13 protein-coding genes are annotated in these 22,609 nt (G+C 33.4%); 9 read left to right on the plus strand and 4 right to left on the minus strand.

Annotated elements, in window-relative coordinates; translation table 11 throughout:
- Nucleotides 1-296: 296 nt before the first annotated feature.
- Genes H7A25_08650 through H7A25_08680 form a run of 7 tightly spaced genes read left to right on the plus strand, consistent with a single transcriptional unit; the run spans nucleotide 297 to nucleotide 11,967 of the window.
- Nucleotides 297-2,303 carry an SAM-dependent DNA methyltransferase gene (locus H7A25_08650; protein MCP5499958.1) on the plus strand — a complete coding sequence of 669 codons (2,007 nt, stop codon included), beginning with the start codon at nucleotides 297-299 and terminating at the stop codon, nucleotides 2,301-2,303.
- A gap of 5 nt (nucleotides 2,304-2,308) precedes the next feature.
- Nucleotides 2,309-4,333 (plus strand): ATP-binding protein, encoded by a 2,025-nt coding sequence (locus tag H7A25_08655; GenBank protein MCP5499959.1) that lies wholly within the window; start codon nucleotides 2,309-2,311, stop codon nucleotides 4,331-4,333.
- Nucleotides 4,334-4,335: 2 nt separating this feature from the next.
- The gene (locus H7A25_08660) at nucleotides 4,336-5,562 is read left to right on the plus strand and encodes a restriction endonuclease subunit S (protein MCP5499960.1); all 1,227 of its coding nucleotides are present in this window, start codon (nucleotides 4,336-4,338) and stop codon (nucleotides 5,560-5,562) included.
- Entirely contained in the window at nucleotides 5,559-7,103 is a 1,545-nt protein-coding gene (locus H7A25_08665) for an AAA family ATPase (protein ID MCP5499961.1), read from the plus strand. The genes H7A25_08660 and H7A25_08665 overlap by 4 nt, the downstream gene beginning before the upstream one ends.
- A gap of 1 nt (nucleotide 7,104) precedes the next feature.
- A complete protein-coding gene (locus H7A25_08670; GenBank protein MCP5499962.1) occupies nucleotides 7,105-7,806 on the plus strand; it encodes a TIGR02646 family protein in 702 nt (233 codons plus the stop codon).
- Nucleotides 7,806-10,811, plus strand: a complete 3,006-nt coding sequence (locus H7A25_08675; GenBank protein ID MCP5499963.1) for a type I restriction endonuclease subunit R — start codon at nucleotides 7,806-7,808, stop codon at nucleotides 10,809-10,811. The genes H7A25_08670 and H7A25_08675 overlap by 1 nt, the downstream gene beginning before the upstream one ends.
- Nucleotides 10,789-11,967 (plus strand): hypothetical protein, encoded by a 1,179-nt coding sequence (locus tag H7A25_08680; protein MCP5499964.1) that lies wholly within the window; start codon nucleotides 10,789-10,791, stop codon nucleotides 11,965-11,967. The genes H7A25_08675 and H7A25_08680 overlap by 23 nt, the downstream gene beginning before the upstream one ends.
- 116 nt (nucleotides 11,968-12,083) lie before the next feature.
- On the opposite strand, the gene H7A25_08685 is transcribed toward H7A25_08680, so the two are convergent.
- On the minus strand, nucleotides 12,084-17,162 hold the full coding sequence (locus tag H7A25_08685; GenBank protein MCP5499965.1) for an AAA family ATPase: 5,079 nt from the start codon (nucleotides 17,160-17,162) through the stop codon (nucleotides 12,084-12,086).
- A 270-nt stretch (nucleotides 17,163-17,432) separates the two neighbouring features.
- On the minus strand, nucleotides 17,433-18,299 hold the full coding sequence (locus H7A25_08690; protein MCP5499966.1) for an N-acyl homoserine lactonase family protein: 867 nt from the start codon (nucleotides 18,297-18,299) through the stop codon (nucleotides 17,433-17,435).
- 428 nt (nucleotides 18,300-18,727) lie between these two features.
- On the opposite strand from H7A25_08690, the gene H7A25_08695 reads away from it, so the two are divergent.
- On the plus strand, nucleotides 18,728-19,024 hold the full coding sequence (locus H7A25_08695) for a transposase (protein ID MCP5499967.1): 297 nt from the start codon (nucleotides 18,728-18,730) through the stop codon (nucleotides 19,022-19,024).
- A gap of 93 nt (nucleotides 19,025-19,117) precedes the next feature.
- Here H7A25_08695 and H7A25_08700 read toward each other — a convergent pair whose 3' ends face one another.
- Nucleotides 19,118-19,498, minus strand: a complete 381-nt coding sequence (locus tag H7A25_08700) for a response regulator (protein MCP5499968.1) — start codon at nucleotides 19,496-19,498, stop codon at nucleotides 19,118-19,120.
- A 1-nt stretch (nucleotide 19,499) separates the two neighbouring features.
- Entirely contained in the window at nucleotides 19,500-20,912 is a 1,413-nt protein-coding gene (locus tag H7A25_08705; GenBank protein ID MCP5499969.1) for a PAS domain-containing protein, read from the minus strand.
- Between the two features lie 443 nt (nucleotides 20,913-21,355).
- Here H7A25_08705 and H7A25_08710 point away from each other — a divergent pair, with 443 nt between their 5' ends.
- Nucleotides 21,356-22,603: a hypothetical protein gene (locus tag H7A25_08710; protein ID MCP5499970.1), complete on the plus strand. Its 1,248-nt coding sequence runs from the start codon at nucleotides 21,356-21,358 to the stop codon at nucleotides 22,601-22,603.
- Nucleotides 22,604-22,609: the final 6 nt, after the last annotated feature.

Consider the following 22,609-nt stretch of genomic DNA (forward strand, 5'->3'; position numbering starts at 1 on the left):
AAGCCTATTCCGGCTTGGGGGAATTGATAGTTTTCCTTAATGGAAGCATGGGAGGCTATATTCGTCCTGACAGGAAATTTTAGAAAATCATCAGATACTTTCTGATTAAAAGAATAACAACTTAGATATTGGGAATCACTTCGCTGATTGCCCAGCCTGGAAAAAAGATATGAGCCTGTAAGGTCGAAGGAAAGGGTAGGTGGGGAGAGTCAAGTGGAAAAAGGGCTTAATTTGAATTATTTTCGAGTAATTTTATAGACATAAGTCAATAGATAAAAATTCATATACATATACTTATGACAAATCATGATTTAGAGAACTTTATCTGGCAAATAGCAGATCTTTTAAGGGGGCCTTACAGACCTCCTCAATATGAAAGGGTAATGCTTCCTATGGTAGTGTTGAGGCGTTTGGACTGTGTTTTAGGTCCAACGAAAGGAAAAGTTCTAAAAGCGTATGAAAAGCATCAGAATAAATCTGGTAAAATTTTGGATTCCCTTCTAAATAAAGCTGCCGGAGAAAAATTCCATAACCACTCGGAGTTTGATTTTGAAACTTTGAAAGGAGATCCGGACAAAATTGCTGAACATTTAGGAGCTTATATTACTGGCTTTTCAGCCAATATTAGAAAAATTTTTGAGTATTTTGATTTTGCGAAAGAAATTGAAACCATGAGTGATAGCAATATTCTCTACCTTGTAGTTTCCAAGTTTTCAGAAATCGATCTACATCCGAATAAAGTTGATAATTCAAAAATGGGTTCCATTTTTGAAAACCTGATTCGCAGATTTAATGAACAGGCAAACGAAACAGCCGGAGACCATTTTACACCCAGAGAAGTGATTCGTTTAATGGTGGCTCTTCTTTTTTCACCTGATGATAAAAGCTTTAAACCGAATGCTGTTTCTACAATTCTTGACCCGGCATGTGGAACGGGAGGAATGTTAGCTGAAGCACAAAATTATATGCAAGAGCATAATCCTGATGCAGAGCTTTTTGTCTATGGACAGGATTATAACAAACGCTCTTATGCGGTTGCTGCCTCAGACTTACTGATTAAAGATTTCGGTAATAGTGAAATAAAATTTGGAGATTCTTTAATTGATGATCAGTTTTTTGAACAAACATTTGATTATTTAATTGCCAATCCTCCTTTTGGTGTAGATTGGAAAAAACAAAAACCCCAGATTGAAAAATTGAATAAAAAACTTGGTTCAAAAAGTCCTTATAGGGCAGGACTTCCTCGTGTAAATGATGGAGCTCTTTTATTTATTCAGCACATGATTTCTAAATTCCAACCCGTAGAGCCGGAAAAACTAAAATATGGTTCACGTTTAGCTATTGTTTTTAATGGTTCTCCTCTTTTTACAGGAGGCGCTGGACAGGGAGAAAGTGAAATTCGCAAATGGATTATTGAAAATGATTGGCTCGAAGTAATCATCGCTCTTCCCGAACAGATGTTTTATAATACCGGAATTGGAACTTATATCTGGATTGTTACAAATAGAAAAGGAAAGCATAGAAAGAAAAAAATCCAATTAATTGATGCTAGGGAAAAATATGAACCTCTACGCCGAAGTCTGGGTGCAAAGAGAAGAGAATTATCCGAAGAACAGATAAAAGAAATCATATTAGAACACGGAAAATTTGAAGAATCTAAAATCTCCAAAATTTTTGATAATTCTGATTTTGGTTATACAAGAGTAACGGTAGAGCGTCCTCTTCGTTTGCGTTTCCATAGTACTATAGATAGAAAGGATTATTTTTTAGAAGTGCTACCGCATCTTCTTCACGATGTTCAGGAGATTGAAAAGAAAGTTGGCAAAGAACCTGTACTTGATTGGAATTATGTAAAAGAAGAAGCGGAAAAGGTTTTAAAAGAAAGAGAGTCCAGATGGAGTTCCAAAGAATGGAAATTTTATCAGGATGTATTTACGGAGACTGATGAAAATGCTAAACCTGTAATCTTAAAAAAAAGAAAACATACAGGAAAAAATGAAGAACTCTATGGTTGGTATGCGATTGATAAAAAAACAGAAGTTCAATACGAAGTAGATACAAAACTTCGGGATAATGAAAACATACCACTGAAAGAAGACATCGCTCATTATATGCAAACAGAAGTTTTACCCCATGTTCCCGATGCGTGGATAGATTCGGAAAAAACTAAAATAGGATATGAAATTAACTTCAACCGATATTTCTACGAATACATTCCACCACGCCCGGTAAAAGAGATTGATAAAGACTTGCAAAAGGTTGAGAAAGAGATATATGCTTTATTGAATGAGGTTGTGGAGTAATAATAATGGGAAATTTTACAACAAATTCAAGAATTGTTTTAGAGCTATTTGCTCAATATTCCAATACGTTTACTGCATTTTGTGAACTTATAAATAACTCTTTGCAAGCAAATGCCACTGAAATAAAGATAACTATAACCGAAAACCAAGAAAATGAAATATTTAATGAACACATAAAGGAAATTATTATTTTCGATAATGGAGAAGGAGTCTCAAAATCCGATTTCAAGAAGAAAATCCTCGAAATTGGTACGGATTCAAAACCTGAAGGTAAAGGAATTGGTCGATTTGCTTCTCTTCAAATAGGAAAAAATATTAAAATAGAAACTGTAGCCTACGATAGTAATATAAAAAAATCCACAAGGTCTACACTTCCACTAAAAGGGAATGATATAGAGAAGAATCGAATAAATCTAGATAAACTAAAACTTCAAGATAGTTATGAAGATCTCCTGAAAGATGAAAAAACATATTTCCAAGTTTTTATTACTGATTTTTACTCTAAAGAAGAGTGCGAACTGGATAAAAAAAGAAAATTACATAAAAATTTATTACCAGAAAATCTTCCAATAGCTTTATTTCAACAATATCCACTTGAACTTATCAATGGAAAAGCTAAAATATATATTAATAATAAATTGATAGATCCTAAAAATTATATTATTGGTAATCCCATAAAAATTGAAAGGGAGTATATAGATTTAGAAAATAAAAAACATGTAGTTACTTTAAATTTTATTCATTTTCAGGCGAAGAAAAAAGAAAATAAAGTTTTACTAAGAGTTAAAAATAATCAAATTTATACAGTAGCTGCTAAATTTACTTATGACTCGGACATACCGGAGGAAAATAGCTGGCTTATAAATATTGACTCCAAGCTTTTTGATAAATCTCATTTGGATATTAATCGGAATTTAATTTTATCAGATATGCAACCAGAGTTAAAAAAAATATTAGATTCGATTAAAATTTACATTGATGAGTTTTTTACAGACTGGTATAAAGATTTTTATGATTTCAAGAAAAACTTGAATGAGGATAGTTTTTATCCTTATTTAAAAACACCAACAAGCTCACAAACAAAACAAATAGTATTTAATCAATTTGCATACTACATAGAAAAAGACTACCAGTTGTTGAAAAAAAATGAACCCAGTCGAAAAATTATTTATCCTTTGATAGATAAAGCAATTTCTAACGGAGATATTGAAGATATTTTGAAAAGCATTCAATTACTAGATGATGAAAAAATATCAAAGTTTAAGGATTTATTAAAAAAATCTGATCTTGATGAGGTTGTAGAGTTTTCAGAAAAAATTGCAAAAAAGAATCAATTTTTAGATTTTTTATATGAAATAGTTTATAATGAACCAGCAAAGTATATTAAAGAAAGAAGTCAACTCCATAAAATTATAGAAAAAGAATTATGGTTATTTGGCGAAGAATACGAACAAACACCAAAGCTATTCTCTGATAAAAAATTAAAAAATAATTTAGAAGAGTTGCGAAATCAATATTTAAAATTTACTCTTTCTGAAGAAGATAAAAACACAGTAGAAATTCAGGATAAGTATTTAGAGGGTATTACCGATTTGTTCTTTTTTAATGAAAAAAGAATCGGAGAGCAGGAAAGTGAAATACTGATTGTCGAACTAAAATCGCCCCGATGCAGAATAACACAAAAAGAAATTAACCAAGTTGAAAAATATGCTTATCAAATTGAAAACCTAAGTAAGTTTTCTCAATCCTTAAAATACAAAATTATTTTAATATCAAGTGATATAGATGGTTTTACAAAATCAAAGGTAGGAAAAGAAAATCCTTTTTTATTAGAAAAAAATAAAGCCGGAAATATTTTTACTTATATATACACATGGTCAGATTTAATTGATTCTCTAAGAAAAAAACTTTCGTATATGAGTAACGTTTTAAAAGTAAAAGATAGAGAAATCACTAAGATTTTAGAAGAAGATTATAGTGATATTGATTTTTTAAATGTTACATCTAAATTGAATAAGGATGAAAGTTGAGAATGAATAAAGAGTGGAAAAGCTCAAAAGTTAAGTATATCTTCTCAATTATTAATGGTTCAACTCCATCAAGTTTTATAGAAAATTACTGGGATGGGAATATTGTTTGGGTGACACCAGAAGATATAAATCTTAAAGAAAAATATATATTTAATTCAAAGAAAAAAATTACAGAAGAAGGTTATAAAAATTGTGGAACAACAATTATTCCGAAGGATAGTTTAGTATTAACAACCAGAGCTCCGGTGGGAAACATAGCAATTTCAGGTTTACCATTATGTACAAATCAAGGTTGTAAATCTTTAGTTTTAAAAGATAAAGCTGTTATAAACTATTTTTATTATAAACTTCTATCTATGAACAAAGAATTAAACTCAATTTCTTCAGGAAGTACTTTTATAGAACTTAGTACTGATAAACTATCTTCACTCACAATCCCTCTCCCACCCCTACAAACTCAAAAAACTATTGCTAACTTTTTAGACAAAGAAACAGCCCGGATTGATAAATTAATTCAAAGCAAAGAGAAGCTTATCAGCTTATTGGAAGAAAAAAAGCAGTCGATGATTTCTCAAGTTGTTACAAGAGGTTTGGATCCTAAAGTGAAACTGAAAGATTCCGGCATTCCCTGGATTGGTAAAATTCCTAAACATTGGGAGGTAGAGAAAGCAAGATGGTTATTTACTCAATCTCATATACAAGTTAGTGATAACGATGAAATTGTTACATGCTTTCGTAACGGTAGAGTTACTCTCAGAAAAAATGTAAGAGAAGAAGGATTCACAAATGCAATTAAAGAATTAGGTTATCAGGGTATTCAAAAAGGCCAATTAGTCCTTCATTCAATGGACGCATTCGCAGGTGCTATAGGAGTATCTGATTCAAATGGAAAATGTTCTCCAGAATATATAATATGTGATCCTATAAAGAAAAGTATTTTAAATGATTATTATGCTTTTATAATTAGAAAAATGGCATTGAATGGTTTTATCCAAGCTTCCTGTCCTGCAGTTAGAGAACGTGCTCCTAGAATAAGGTTTTCAAATTTTAAAGATATGCTGTTACCTTTACCACCCAGAAAGGAGCAAAAAGAAATTGTTGAATATCTAAAAAAATTTATAACCCAAACCAATAATATCATCTCTAAAACTCAAGAATCTATCGAGTTGTTAAAAGAAAGAAGAACAGCGATAATATCTGAAGCCGTTACAGGAAAATTAAAGTTATGATAATAAGAAAGCTTTCTTTAGTTAATTTTCGTGGAATAAAAAAAGGTGAATTTAACTTTGATAATAATTTTAATGTTTTAGTGGGAATTAATGGTTCCGGAAAAACAACGATTATAGACGCGTTGGGTATTATCTTATCGCGAATCATTCCTCAAGTTTCTAACTTCAAAATATCAAAACGAATGTTGGAGGATTCTGATTTATTTTTTGGAGAACAATTCTTAGAAATCAAGCTTCTGGCTGAAGTTGAGCATATTGGAAAAACTTATGAATTAGAAGTGAGTTTATCAAAGTCATTAAAAATCGGATTAGAAATTATAAAAAATCCAATAGACCCGCAAGAAGAAATACGAAATTTTCAACAAAAGTTCTCTCCAAAAGAGAAAACTCAACATAAGCAATACCAAAAAAGTATATTAGCAATCAAGACATCTAAAGAATGGTTGATTCTTTTTTACGATGGAAAAATAATAAGAGAACAAGAAAGTTTGGCTTTTGAAAATACTATTGCCGGGGAAATCGATAAAGACAATTTTGATCGGGTAAAGATTATCCACAGAATAGTAAAATTATTCAATCATGAAATTACTATTTCCCAAGATTATCCTGAAAAATTTACATTAGCAATCAAGGATGATAATAAAAAGAAAAATGACTTTTTAAAACAGTTAAAAAACAGCAAAAATCAAATTTCTGCGATCTATTATTCGATTTATCGTGGAAGTCATTTAGCAAAATTTATTTCCATCAGAAATGATGACTCTCTAATATTAAGAAACTTTAACATTTTAAAAACTGCTGAGTATTGGGAAAAAGAAGAAGTAATTTCTAAAGAAAAAAGTATTCCATCAAAAACAAACCTTGTAGTCAAGAATGCAATCCAATCATTTTTAGATAATATAGATGATGTTTTTTTGGAAGATTTAGATCCTAAACAAAAATCCGGTTCCAGATTATTATTAAATAAAAATAGTGTTATTATAAGCATTGAGCAGTTGTCTGATGGAGAAAAGAACATACTTTCCTTGATTACCGATTTAGCCCGAAGGCTTGCCATAAATAATCCAGAACTTCATGATCCTATCGAAGAGGGTAAATCCATTGTGCTACTTGATGAGTTGGACTTGCACCTTCATCCACAATGGCAAAGACGGATTGTGGAAAAACTAAAAGAAATTTTTAAAAATTGTCAGTTTATAGTAACATCACATTCTCCTTTTATTATTCAATCAATTGAACCGGGCGAACTAATCCTGCTGGATAAGGAGATCGAAACCGAATATGCAAATCAAGGTTTAGAAGAGATCGCTCGTTTCATTATGGGCATAGATTCACCTGAAATGAGTCAAAGATATAAAGAAATGAAAGATGTTGCAGAAGAGTATTATAGATTATTAGAAAATGCTCAAAGTGTGAGTTCAGAAAGAAAGGAAGAATTAAAGCAGAAATTGATAAAGCTTACAAACCCTTATATGAATAATCCCGCATATTCTGCGTATATAGATTATTTAGAACAAAAAAAGATGGCCAAAGGATTATAAAATGAGACCGGTTAATAAGGGGAATTTACCTATAACTTATACTAAATATGAAAATTATAAAAAACATTTAGTTGAGAATATTGGAGACTATTGTAGTTACTGTGAACGAAGAATTCCTACATTATTGGCTGTAGAACATAAAAAACCAAAAGATTCAAATCCACATTTAGAATGCGAGTGGGACAATTTATTATTGTCATGTGTAAATTGCAATAGTGCGAAAGGCGATGAAGATATAAATTTGAATGATTATTTTTTTCCAGATAGAGATAACACATTTCCAATATTTACATATTACTCTGATGGTGAGGTAATTGCTAATAATCATATAGAAAATGAAATAAAAAGAAAAGTTGAAAATACTATAGAGCTATTTGGATTAAATAAAAATTATATACCTCATAGAAATTGGATCAAAGATTCTTTAATACAATCAGCTTTAGAAAGATGGGGACAACGATTAAATACATTTGAAGTAGCCCACGATAGTTTGAATAATTATAGAGAAAATCAAACATTACAGATGGCTAATCAAATTGGAAAGACAGCTAAAGGTTTTGGCTTCTTTAGTATTTGGATGAAAGTCTTTCAAGATTATCCAGATGTAAAAAATGAAATCATCAGTGCATTCAAAGGAACAGCAACAGATTGTTTTGATAGCAAAGGAGATTCTATTTCACCAAGACCGGGAGGTTTAATTTAGTGAGTTCCCATTTTTCCGAAAAAGACTTTGAATCTACTATAGAAAACTATTTTCTACAGAATGGCTATTCTTCCCTTGCATCAAACCAATACGATAAAGAAACTGCTCTTTTCCCTGAAGCTATCTTAGAATTTATTAAATCAACACAGGAAGGAGAATACTCGAAACTCAAAAAACTTTTAGGAGAAAAAACCGATAAGCAATTAATCACTGATTTAAATGTTTGGATGAATGCGTATGGTTCATTAATAACGCTCAGACATGGTTTTAAATGTTATGGTAGGAACTTTCGCTTGGTCTATTTTAAAGCAGCACATACCTTAAATCCAGAATACGAAGAAAACTATAAACAAAATCAAGCTAGTATTACAAGACAATTATATTATAGTAAACAAAATCAAAATTCAATTGATATTGTATTGAGCATAAATGGGGTTCCACTAATTACCATCGAACTGAAAAATCCTTTGACCGGGCAAACCTTTGAAGATGCTATTATACAGTATAAAAAAGATAGGAACCCTAATGAATCGCTATTAGAATTCAAAAGAAGAACATTGGTTCACTTCGCTGTAGACACAGAAATAGTCTATATGACAACAAAGTTGGATAAGGAAAATACATATTTTTTGCCATTCAATAAGGGATTGAATAACGGTGCTGGAAATCCAATCAATGAAAATGGCTATAAGACTTCTTATCTCTGGGAAGAAGTCTTAAATAAAGAATCACTTTTAGATCTACTGGCAAAATATATTCATTTGCAGGTAGAGGAAAAAATCAATGATAATGGAAAAAAGTATAAAAAAGAAACCCTTATATTTCCCAGGTATCATCAGTTAGATGTTGTTCGTAAACTTCTAAAAGTTACCGAAGAAGAAGGAACCGGAAATAGTTATCTAATAGAGCACTCGGCAGGGAGCGGGAAAAGCAATACTATTGGCTGGTTAGCACATAGATTGGCATCCCTGCACAATAAGAATAATGAAAGAATTTATGATAGTGTTGTTGTTATTACCGATAGATTAGTTTTAGATCAGCAACTTCAGGATACCATATATCAATTCGAACACAAGTTTGGTGTAGTTCAAAAAATTGACGAAGACTCAAAGCAGTTAACAGAAGCTCTATTGGATAAAGTTCCTATCATCATTACGACACTTCAAAAGTTTCCCTTTGTTCTAAAACAACTATCTAAAATGGTTGAGGAAAATCTAATCAATGAAGATGCATTACCCACCAGAAATTGTGCTATTATCATTGATGAAGCCCACAGTTCTCAATCAGGAGAATCTGCTACAGAAGTAAAAAAGGTTTTGGGAGGTAAAAATCTTGTATTAAAAGCAAGATCCATTGCAAAAGAAGAAGGTGAAGAGGAATATCAGAAACTTTATTTAAACATGGTAAAGCGAGGAAAAATTGAAAATTTAAGTTTCTTTGCTTTTACGGCAACACCAAAACATAAAACCCTTAAAAATTTTGGAAGAAATGGTGAGTCTTTTCACCAATATACAATGAAACAGGCAATTGAAGAAGGATTCATCATTGATGTGCTCAAGAATTATATTACCTATAAAGTTTATTATAAGTTACTTCAGAGTGCAAAAAATGATAAGAATGTTAAAAGAAAAGATGCAGCAAAGGCTCTTGCCAGATTTTTTCAACTCCACCCTTATAATATCTCCCAAAAAACAGAAATAATTATAGAACATTTTAACCAGGTAACAAAGCATAAAATTGGTGGAAAAGCAAAAGCCATGGTAGTGACAGGCTCACGTCTGGAAGCTGTTCGTTATAAATTGGCTTTTGATATGTATATAAAAGAAAAAAATTATAATATTAAAACTCTGGTAGCATTTTCCGGAAAAGTAAAAGATGAAGATTTTTCTGATAAAGAATATACCGAAGTGAATATGAATCATGGTATTAAAGAAACTGAATTACCGGAAAAATTTGCATCTCAGGATTATAGGGTTCTACTTGTCGCGGAAAAATACCAAACAGGTTTTGATCAACCTTTGCTGCACACAATGTACGTAGATAAGAAGCTTGGAGGAATTCAAGCTGTTCAAACATTATCCAGACTGAATAGAACGCACCCACTGAAAGAAGATACCTTTATACTTGATTTTCGAAATGAAAGAGAAGATATACAAATCGCATTTCTTCAATTTTATGAAGGAGCTGAAATAGGTGAAGAGGCTGAACCAGAGAGATTGTATCAACTAAAATTCGAAATCATAGCCTATGGAATTTTCTCTGAACAGGATATAAATAATTTTTCTAAAATTTTTTTTAAACCCACAAAGGAGCATACTGAGAAAGCACATAAAGAAATGAATCTATGTTTTGAAAATTCTGTACTAAAATTTACTAACCTTGTAAAAAACGATCCTGAAGAAGCAGAAACCTTTCGCAAAAAAATATCTTCATTCTCAAAATTATATGCTTTTTTAAGCCAGGTAATCCCATACCAGGATTCCGATTTAGAAAAGTTATATACTTTTTTGAAATTTTTAAAAAATAAACTACCCCGTACAAATAAAAATTCTGTTTATAATTTTGATTCTGAAGTTCAGTTACAATACTATCGCATCCAGAAAATTAGCGAAGGTTCTATTCAACTTTCTAATGGAAAAAGAATCAAACAGGACGGTCCAAAAGATTCAGGAAAAAATATCTCAGATGATGAGTCTATAGAATTATCGAGATTAATAGATATACTTAACGAAAGATTTGGAACCGATTTTATAGATGCAGACCAATTATTTTTTGATCAAATCGTTTCAACTGCTATGAAAAATACAAGATTACAAGAAGCAGCTAAAATAAATCCATTAGAAAAGTTTTCTTTAATCTTCTCTGAAATATTAGAAGAATTATTTATTGAGCGTATGGAATTGAATGAAGAAATCTTTGATAAATATATGAATGAAGAGAAATTTCAAAAGGTAATAGAAGATTTTATTACGAGAGAGGTTCATGAGAAATTATCTAAAAATTAATAATCCCTCTATAACTTCGCCAAGCACATTAGCGATATTAAACCCAGGCTTCGCTTGCTTGAAAACGCTACCACTATCTCGCCCTGTCTCTCTTCCTATGGGTCGTTCGACTGGGTTAAACCGTATAAACTTACAACCCAATTTACTCTGGATCAAAGCTTCCTTGCATTTTCTTTTACCAACAAGTTTTGATGAAGAAATCAATTATGAGACCGAACTTTCAACTCTAAATTTAACTTTTTTGAAAGAACAATTTCAAGCAGTAAATAAAAAACTAAGCAATGAGAAATTGCAAAATTTGAAGTTAATCAAAAAAGAGCAAAAAAAGATTTATCCTACGAATGCTCTCCTACTATTAACAGGAACTTTCTCCCACTGTAAAGTTAAATGTGCTCGATTTAAAGGAACGAATATGGATACTTTTATCGATAAAAAAGAGTATTCAGGTGACATCTTTTCTGTATATGAAAATACACTTAACTTCATTTTAAACCATATTCATCTACGGGGTGATATTAATGGGATGCGTAGAGAAGAATCTTATGAAGTGCCTGTTGTGGCTTTAAGAGAAGCTTTAACGAATGCATTTGTACATAGGGATTATATCAATCAGGGTAGAGATATTAAAGTCGGTATATTTGATGATATTATAAACATTGTTTCTCCCGGAGGTTTACCCAATACAATAACTATTCAGGATCTGGAAAATGGCAGGAGTGAGAGCAGAAACAAAGTCATAGCCAGGGTTTTTAAAGAGTTGGGTTTAATTGAAGAATGGGGAACTGGAATTAAACGTATGAAGAATGCCTGTCTATCTGCTGGAATAAAACCACCAACGATTGAAGAAAAAGGTGATTTTATTGATGTGACTTTTTATCGTAATTTAGAAAATAAAAAAACGAATTCAGGATCCGACCGATTGCGACCGATTACGACCGATTACGACCGATTAAATGAAGAAGAAAAAGAGCTTCTTCTATTCATTCAAAAGGAAGTTAAAATCACCCGTAAGAAAGCTAAAGAAAAATTTGAGTATGGAGAAACGAAACTAAAAAGTCTTTTTAATACTCTCCTCGAAAAAGGTTTAATTGAAAGAAAAGGAAAGGGTAGAAATACCTATTACATTATGAGAGGAAATATCCGTATTGAAGAATAGGGTTTCGGATTATTATAAATTGGAAAAGAGATAGGACAATGAAAGAGAAGCATCTTACTTGCAAAGTTTATTATCATAAATCTTTACTGCTTTTAGTTCATCAAATATACTGACTTTCATAAAGACTCCAGATATTTTTTTGCTGCCAGATCTTTTGGATTCAATATAAGAATTTTTTGAAAGAGTTCTCTGGCTATGGCTTTTTCACCAAGTTGATTTTTTTCTAAAGCCTCTTCAAAAAGGGGAGTGGTTTTTATTTTTAGATTTGCGGACTCTTCGTCTGTATCTCCATCAATAATTTCAACAATGGATACATTTTCGCTCTTTCCTTTTACCTGAACAATTCCCAGAGAGCGTTGTTTGTATTTGTCCATTCTACGAACTTTTTTCATGGTTTTATGACTGGTGATAATGGGTGATCCAAATGTTTTGGTCAGGCTTTCTAAACGAGAAGCTAAATTTACTGCATCTGAAATAACTGTACTTTCCATCCTTCTTGTATCTCCAACTGTTCCGAGCATTGCACTACCGGAATGAATTCCAATACCGATTGCTATTGGTTTGTATCCCGATGCCGCTCTATTTTTATTATAAATTTTAACTTCTCTTTGCATTTCTATTGCGGCCTGTATGGCATCATCTGCTGAGATAGGAAAGAGAGCCATAATAGCATCCCCGATGAATTTATCAATAAACCCATTATGATCATGGATGATAGGTCCCATTCTTCCCAGAAAAGCATTTAAAAATCGGAAATTTTCCTCAGGTGTCATACGCTCTGAAAGAGTGGAAAAGGATCGAATGTCTGTAAACAAAATGGTTAAATCCTTTTGAACGGCATCGCCCAGTTTTACATCCCGGATACTCTTTCTACCTAAAAATTCAAGAAACTGTCTGGGAACAAAACTGGAAAAAGCTTCTGCTAATTCACGGGTTTCTGTAAACAAAGCAGCATTCTCCATTGAAACGGCTGCTTGAGCCATCAGGAGTTTTAATGTCTCTATTCGCTCTATTGTGAAGGCAGCTGTGGTTAAATTATTTTCTATATATAGGATAGCAGAAACTTTTTCTTTGTTTATGATAGGAGAACAGAGAACCGATTTGGGTTGATTGGATAGAATATAAGGATCTGATTGAAACATCTTTTCTTCCACCGCATTTTCTAAAACTATATTATTTTTAATGCGAAGCGCATAGCTCACAATGCTTAACGGACAATCATTTTCCTTCGCTTCTTTTGGATTCACCTCTAACTGCATTCCCTCCCCTGATATATTTCCTGATACCTGTATATACAAGCCATTATCAAAATGATTTAAGATTAATCCTCTTTGAGCACCTGCATTTTCAAGAATGATGTGCATTAATTTTTCAAGCAAACGATTTAATTCCATTTCTCCGGAAATAACCCGGGCTGATTTTATAATACTATCCAGATCAATCATATCTGACAAATTAACCGTGCCCTGACGGGTTTCCAGTCCTAGGCTTGTAGGTGCATCTGATATTGAGATGGTTTCCGTGCCGCTTCGACCCAAAATTTTGAGTGATGATAAGGTTTCTTCCATTTTTTGAAGTTTGGGAATAAGCCCCCAGTTGGTATAGGCACGGTATGCCTGCCTTTTATAAAAAACTTCCAGCTCTTTAATTTCTAGTTTAGAATATAATAAGGATAAACGTTCACAGATCAAACCTTCTTCGTGTAAAAATCCGTTTGTTTTTGCTTTACTTGCTGCTTGCGTGTACAATTGTAAACTGGCAAAATTCCTATAACGGGCATTTTTAAGTTCTGCTAATAGATGCAGGTAACGGTGTGAGAAATTTTGCGGACAACGCTTCTGCCATTTTTTAAAAAGTCTTACTGTTTTTAGAATCATCCAATTTGCTTTTGCTTTTTCAGGAGTGGAAAGATTGGAGTAATCCATCAAATAGATTAGTGATTCGTAATATTTGAAAGTAGGGTATTCTATCCTATTTAAAAGTTCGGGAACTGCCACAGAAGTCCAGGCTGCTATTTTTCTTGCTTCCCTATAATGACCGTATAGACACAAGGTCATCATTTTTAGAATACCGTAATTAAATCGGACAACCGTATTATTAAACTGTTCTATTTCTTTTTGATAAGAAAAGTCTGCTTCTTCGGTATCTCCTAGATAGAAGGGATGCTTTGTTTTTCCCGCAAGCATCATAACAAACTTTCTGGCACAATCATAGAGTGTGCAGGAAACTATATCTACAGTGCCATGCATAAACTTATCATATTTTTTAATTTCTTCCAGGATATGCTCGACGAGTGGAGCCGAACGGATAAGTAAAAAGGGTAGGTAGATACTAATGCAATATCCTGACCAGATAAAGTTACCCGATTGAATACCGGCTTTATATCCTTTTATTAATAATTCCTCTGATTCTTTTATATGATGGGTAAAAGGATTTAGCCAGGCCGCTGTATTAAAAAAGGTGGCCGGTCTTTCGGAAATGTCCTTATAACGTTCTTGTAATTTCAAAGCTAATTGTCCGAGATGATAAGCACTTTTGTAATCGGATAAACCAACCTGAAGAACTCCTCCCAGAGAAGACCAATTAAAAGGTGAGATATAACAGGTTCCATTTTTTAAAATTAATCGGACCGCAATAAGCGTAGCAACAACTGCAAAATTAGCATTGTATTGAATTCCTGCCATGGTTATACTTTGTAAAATCTTGAGAGCAAGAATTATTTGTTCGTCTTCTGTTTCCGGCAGTTCATAAAGTTTGGAAATACCTTTCCTTTTCATCTTGATTTGATTTCTTAGAAGTTCTATAACCATAGCCAGAGCGATTACTTTGTTTTTCGGAAAGCGAATGCCAAGAAGAGATAAGGCTTTTCTCGAAAGATTAATTACCTCCAAATTTTTGTTTCTTCGAAATAAAGCAAGAATCTGCAAATAATAAACTTTTGCTTTTTCTAGGTTTGAGCGAGCATTTTTAATAACTACCTGGATTAGCTCATCGGCTTCTTTTAATTCATCCTGAGCCAGAACACATTCCGTTAATTCCATATATAGGTTGATAGAGAGAGTATAGTCCGTCTGCCAGGAACTTTCAGAGAGAAGACTTAAGGAATGATGATAGTATTGAGAGGCTGCTTCAATAGCGGTAGAAAGACGAGCCTTCCTGCCGGCTCTATAATTCAAATGAGCTATTTTATCTTTTTCCTCCTGTTTTTCTAAAAATTCAAGTGATAGATTGAAATGATTGACAATACTGAAGATGGAGTCTTCCAGGTTCTCTTTTGAGTTTGTCTCTAAAAGTCTTCTGCCAATTTTTAAATGAGTTATTTTTTTTTCTTTCTCTTCTAACAACGAATAGGCGGCCTCTCGAACCCTGTCATGAGCAAAGCGAAAATTTGAATTCAGTATTGAATTCTCCTCTTCTTCCACTTCGGCAGTCACTTCTTCTAAAAAATATTTATAATGATCATCTAAGGGATGAATCAGTCCCTGAAGCATTGCTTCTTTTAGTCTACAGGCAACATTTGTTTTGGAAGAAATAGAAAGACGGGCCAGGGTGGATAAGTCAAATACGGAACCGATACAGGAAGCAATTTTTAAAATAGAAAGTTCTTCTTTCTGAAATCGGTTAATTTTTTTAATCATGTGTTCGATTACATTATTGGTAAAATCCTGTGTCCGAATTTTATCTTCATTCCATCCCCAACCCGAATCAGCATTGAATTGTAATAGACCCTGTTCGTTCAGACCTAAGAGAAACTCCTTCATGAAAAAGGGATTCCCTTCGGTTTTTAGAGAGATCATTTCGCTTAGAGTTTTCACTTCGGAAGGTTTTCTTTTTAAAGACTCGGAAATAAAAGCGGATATGGAATCTTTATCCAATGTGCCCGGAGAAATACTTCGTATTTTCACTCCCTTCTTTTTAAGATCTTCCAGAGTTAGAGACAAAGGATGAGAGGTATCGGTTTCATTGTCCCTATATGCAAGAATGATTAAGAAATATTTTAAGGAATCATTATTTAAGAAAAGTCTTAATAAGGAAAGAGTACCCGGGTCAATCCATTGCACATCGTCCAAAAATAATACCAGGGGATGATTTTTGGAAGCAAAGACTCCGATAAAATCTGTAAAAACTTTTTGGAATCGATTTTGTGCTTCCTTGTAGGGTAATTCCTGAACTGCAGGTTGAGGTCCGATGACAGGTTCCAGTTCGGGTATATGGTCTATCATTACCGCAGCATTACTTCCCATCGCTTTCAATAATTTATGTTTCCATGTTTCAATGGATGACTCAGTCTGGGCAAGAATTTGATGTATCAGACTTTGAAAGGCTTTTAAAAGAGTAGCGTAGGGAATACTCCGTTGCAGATCTTCAAATTTTCCGGAAATAAAAAAACCTTTTTTTTCGGTAACCGGCTGGTGCAATTCCTGTACAAGAATGGATTTCCCAATACCGGGAAGACCTCGAACCGTCATTAATTCCATCTGTCCTTCGCATATCTGTTCAAAAGATTTAAAGAGTTGCGAAATCTCTTTTTCTCTACCAAATAGTTTTTGAGAAATCGTAAATCGTTCGGACACATCTCTCTGCCCCGGTATAAAATCCTTTATAGGAATTTTTTCTTTCAGGGCTTTGAAACAAAATTCCAAATCATTCTTAATCCCTTGAGCACTCTGGTAACGATCCTCTACTTTCTTAGCCATCAGTTTCATGATGATAGCACTAATGGCCGGTTCTATCGTTTTTAAAATTTCATGAGGCGGTCGCGGTAAAACGGCTATATGGGAATGTATCAATTCAGCTGCATCATTGGAGCGAAAAGGTTTAACTCCTGTCAGGAGTTCATAAAAAGTAATTCCTAAGGAATAAAAATCTGTTCGATAGTCAACGAAACGATTCATACGTCCTGTTTGCTCGGGTGAAATATAGGGAAGGGAACCTTCGAGGTGATCTGTATTCTCCAGAACCCTGTTCTCAAAATCCAGAAAAGACGAGATACCAAAGTCTGTTATTTTGACGATTCCATTTTGTTGATTATAGATTATGTTGGAAGGTTTAATGTCCTTATGTGTTATTTTACGTCGATGTATTTCGATGAGAGTGTGGGAGATTTGAATGGCAATCTTTAAAAATTGGATCGGATCAATATTATTGGAACGAATTACAGCGTCGAGAGAATTGCCTCCAAAATCTTCCAACACAAGAAATAACCGGTTGTTCTCTTCTTCGAGGCTGATAGGACGAATTACGCCATCGATATCTAATTTCTTTCCAATTTCATATTCCCTTCAAAAACGGGCTTTTTCTGTTAATCCGGGAAAATCAGAAAAATGAGTTTTTATAATTACAGGTTTTTGGTCTGATACTCTTACAGCTCTATAGACAAGAGTGCTCCAACTTTGAAAAATTTCTTCCTGAACTTCAAATCCGGATATTTTGAACATAATCAAATGAGCTTATAATATATAGTTTTAAAGAAAAGCTAAATTTTTTAATCTGTTTTTTCCTTCCGGATCATGAGAAGGCAAATAAACAACCCGGTTATTTTTAGCGAACTCAAGTATCTGTGCGGATGTTTTTCTGGCCTCCCTGAAATGAGCATGGATTCCGGGAAGTTCGTGGATTAAAAGTTGTTTCTCATCATAAGTATGATCTCCCGCGAACATAAAATAGATGTCATCTACATGTACTATAATTGCAATGTGACCGTAAGTATGGCCGGGAGTTGGTACTGCAAAAATATCTCCGTCTTTCGTAATCGGATAATAAGAACCAAAAGGAAAATTTTCACGGGGTAAAAGAGAAAATAATTCAGGTTCAAAAATTTCAGGAAAACGGGAACGAAGTTGCTGGTAGGGTTTTTTATACTCTTTTTCATGGACTAAAACTTTTGTTTTGGGAAAGAATTTTAATCCTTCTATATGATCAAAATGCAGATGGGTCGGAATCACACAGGAAATATCTCCTACTTGAATATTATATTGATTGATACCATAAACAATATTTTCATCATCCTTGATAAGAAAACGCATAAACTGTTGATTTCCATATCTTAAAAACAAATTGCCTTTGCTGAAATAGTCTGGAGATACAAGGCTACTATCCGAACCACAGTCAACCAGGAAAATCCCCTCAGGGTGTTCGATTAACCAGGAATAAATAGGATAGTAATCGGTAAATTTTCTTGTTAAGAGAATATTTATTTTGGAAAAAAAACCAAATCCTTTTTTGTGTTTTAAACTTTGATTCATCGAAACTTTACCGGTTTCAATAGGGTAAATACGGATTTTACCGGAACTGGAAGTGTAGGAATTTCCTTTTTCTACTGTATCATTCATTTTATTATACCCATTTTCCTGATGAGTTTCGAAGGAAGATCTATGTAAAACACCTGTCCTTTCTTATATAGGATTGGCGATCTGCATAATGGTCAATTATATCAGCTTAGCGGGAAAAGAAAAGCAGAAAATATTCCAGTACTGTTTCGGCGGTCGGCCTGTAAACAATCCTATTCCGGCTTTGGGGAATCGGTAAATTTCTTTAATAAATTCAGAGAAAGCTATATTTTTTCTGACAAACAATTTTAGAAAGTCATCAGATACAATCTGAGTAAAAGAAGTAAAACTTAAATACTGAGAATCACTTCGTTTATCGCCCAGCATAGAGAAAAGATAAACATGACAGTCCTTTTTCTCCCAGCCATCCGGCCTGGCTCAGTGTAAAAATCATCCGGCTTGGGAAAGTCGAAGATGGGAGCTTCCCATGAATTCTGACCGACATCAGACCGATTCCCCAGCTCATTCCAAAGGGTATTTTAAACTATATAAGCCTTTCCTATATTATTGTTCAAAAGTTCTGTGATTCACTTCCTCTGTATAGGATATGTGGAATACTACAGCGATATGGTTTTGGTCTAAGTCTATCAACCCTTTCTGATAATCTGCTTAAAGTATATGAAAGGATAGAGCCTGTTGTAAATGAAATATTGCGTTCTATATTGAATAATACAGTTCTTCAAATAGACGAAACGTATTTCAGCGCTACGAAAAGATTCGTCCAATAATGGAAGAAATGAAAGAATATTTAGCTAATGTGTATCCTAAATATACTCCAAAATCTGATGCGGCCAAAGCGATATCTTACTTTTAAAATACATTTATATATTTTTGAAAATTACTTTAGTTATATCTTCAATAAGATTCGTGAAGTTAATTGGCTTGACATAATAGGCAGCAGGGTTAATACCCTCAGCTCTCATTCTGGTTTCAGGATCATCATAGCCTGTTATAAAAATAATATTTGTCTGAATCTCCTTTTTTATTTTTTCAGCAGCTTGAATCCCATCCATCTCGCCTACAAGGTTTATATCCATAAGTATGCAGACTGGTTTGTTTTGCATGGCTAAATAGATAGCTTTTTCTCCTGTTGCTGCAATACCTATTACTTTATATCCTTTCTTCTCCAAAAACATTTTGTAATGAGATGCTATCATAATTTCATCTTCTACAATTAATATGTTATCTGAGGTATTTTCCATATTAAATCCTTTCAAAAAAAAGAGCGTTATTGAATTCAATCCTACAAATTATTCCATTTTTATTTTCAAAGTTTATATTTCCCTGTAACTGATGCTCTACGAGTGCAAAGATATTATTCAAGCCATGTTTTCCATCAGAATGAAAATTAAAGCTATCCGAAACACCTATGCCATTATCTGAAACATGAAAATGAATTATTCGTTTTTCATCCTGGTTAAGGCTAAGATTTATATGACCTTTCGCTCCTGTTGGGAATGCGTGCATTACAATATTGGAAAGCAACTCACTCAGAATCATTCCGCAGGGGATGGCTACATCTATTAATACTGATATATCTTCAAGCTCTAACTCAAGAAAAATATTTTGTGATATATTATAATTTTCCATTAATAATTTGGTTAGTTCGATGAAGTAATCTTTTAAATTAATATTTGAAAGATTATAAGACTGGTAAAGCATTTTATGTACAAGAGACATTGCCAGGATTTTATCTTCAATTTTTCGAATCGCCTGATCATATTCCATATTATCTGTTGTTAGTCTTTCCATTGCTAACATTGAAGCGATCACCTGCATATTATTTTTAGTACGATGATAAAGTTCTCTTAATAATATAGTTTTTTCTTCAAGGCTTTCTTTAATTTGTTTTTCTGCTTTTCTATGTTCGGTAACATCAGAAATAACAAAAGTAAAATGACTTAAATGCAAATGAGTTATCGTAGCTTCCAGTATATGAATTCCATCCGGTAGTTCACGTTGGTATTCAAATTTAACCGGCTTACCGACACATTCTGATTCTCTACATTTTTCTAACCAGTACTGCCTTATATCTTTTGAGACTCCTGCTTCGCTTGAAAGCATTCCTTTAATATTATCTTGAGATATTTTTATATATTTACTGGCAGCTTTATTAATTCTTATATAGCGCATATCACTTTTATTATATAAGGCTTCTACAATACCCATAAATTCCTGTGAATGTTCAAGAAAATGTTCCAGAGTAAATTCGTTTTTTATTAAGGCTTCCAGGGCAAGATAGCGTTTTGTAATATCCCTATTCGTACCATGAATTCCGATAATATTTCCACTTTTATTCATTATAGGGAGAAGCTTGATATCATAATAATGAACTAAGCCATCAGACATATCCATAGATAATTCAAATTGGATAGTTTTCTGGTTTGAATATACTTTGTTTATATTTCTTTGCCATTCATCAAGTATCTTTTCAGAAGAAATAAGATCCGAATAATGCTTGCCTATAATTTCACTTTTATTTTTTTTGAATGCTTCACAAAAACTATGATTTACAGCAGTATAGTGGCCATCCAAATTAAAGCTATAAATAAAATCGTCAGTATTATTTATTAAGATCCTGTATAAATCATCTTCTTTGAATTTCGTATCTTTCACCTTTTTATACTTCCAAATCAAGCTTCTCTTGTAATAATAATAGTATTTATCCTGATTGTCAAGTTGAAAAGGTGTGTGCAAATAAGTTGAGAGCTTTTTAAATAATATGGGTAAGATTAATCCTGTTTGTATTTATAGACCTTTCAAGGGCAATCTCGCGCTCTTTGAGTCAGGATTGGTTCTCGATTTATCTGTTTCTGACGTATCCAATCAAAAAAATGGGCGAAGAGAAAGTAGAGATTTGGAAGTTCATGGTACCATACAAATACCCGACCCGGAAAAAATATTTAAAACATCATGCACGGTATTTTTGGGACTGCTAATAAACTAAAAGTTAAAATTCTTGATTATCTTCCTTTTTTTTGAGCGGATATAATAAGATGAGAAAAGTCCTGTGAAATAAGTATTCACTCACATTTAAAAAGGATAGAAGGAGTTGCGAAATGTTGAAAGGTGATAAATTGAATTGTTACAATATAGTTTATGGATTTATAAAAAGAACACATTTAACTTGTATTCTTCTATCTTTTTTCCTGTCTTCCTGCGGAACGTACAGGAACCTGCAATACGGAATTAAAAGGAGGAAATCTCCTGTTCCTTACGGAGGAGTCATGTTTGATGGCTATTCTGCTCTGGTAAAAAGGGAAAGTAGATTTTTTTTGGATCTGCCTTTAAGTCTTGCAGCCGATACAGTTTTACTTCCTATTGTTCTTCCCTGGTTTTTAATTGAAATGCAAATCAGAAGTACGTCTTATCGGAGTAGGAAGGAAGAAGCAGGGTATCAGTTGCGAAAGATTATAAACGCCGGAGGGCATAGTTTACAAATACAGGCTCTAGCTTTTAGCCCGGATGGGAAACTCCTGGCTACAGGTTCTATAGATGATCTCACAAAAATCTGGAGTATAGAGGGCGGACTTCTGGCAAGTTTTAAAACCGGAGATGTAGGTGCTCTCGCTTTTAGTCCTGATGGGAAGCTTCTGGCTGCTGCTTCCGAAGATGAGGGAATTACTCTTTGGAATGTTCCGGAGAATAAACTTGAGAAACGCCTGGGAACTGAAACTCGAGCCAGATATATCACCTTTAGTCCGGATGGCAAACAGCTTCTTTGTACTTCTTATAATAATGGAACCGTGAAGCTTATTGATCTTTCCGGAAAAGTATTTCTCAAGTTAGATGTATTGCAGGCGCGTCTGGCTATTTTTAACCGGGAAGGAACTTTAATTATAACAGGAGGGGATAAGCTTATGATCTGGAACAGGGATGGGAAGCTACTTAAGTCCTGGGATGCTTATGGTCCTAAGGTTTTACGGATGGATCTTCATTCCAATATACGCTCTCTCGGGGGAGGTAAATCTCTCTATGTCTGGTCCGAGGACGGTAAACTTTTAGAGGAGTTGCCGGGTGCGGCTTATTCATCAAAACGGTATTTTGTGGATGATGAGCATATCCTCGGATGTTTTGATTCCCCCTTCCGGGGCTGTAAATTATATGATACAACTGGAAACATTATCTGGGAATTTGCTTCTGAGGAGCTGAATAGTAGCTGGGAAGTTGCCGCTCTTCATGTTGGACTTAAACTCTTTGCCATAACAAAGGAAAATATAGTGTGGTTGATGGATTTAAGAACGGGAAAGTTCATTCGAAAAATACCGGATGATACAAAAAGACCGGAACCTGAATCAAATCCCTGATAGAAC

Source organism: Leptospiraceae bacterium (genome assembly GCA_024233835.1).
Classification (GTDB): Bacteria; Spirochaetota; Leptospiria; order Leptospirales; family Leptospiraceae; genus JACKPC01.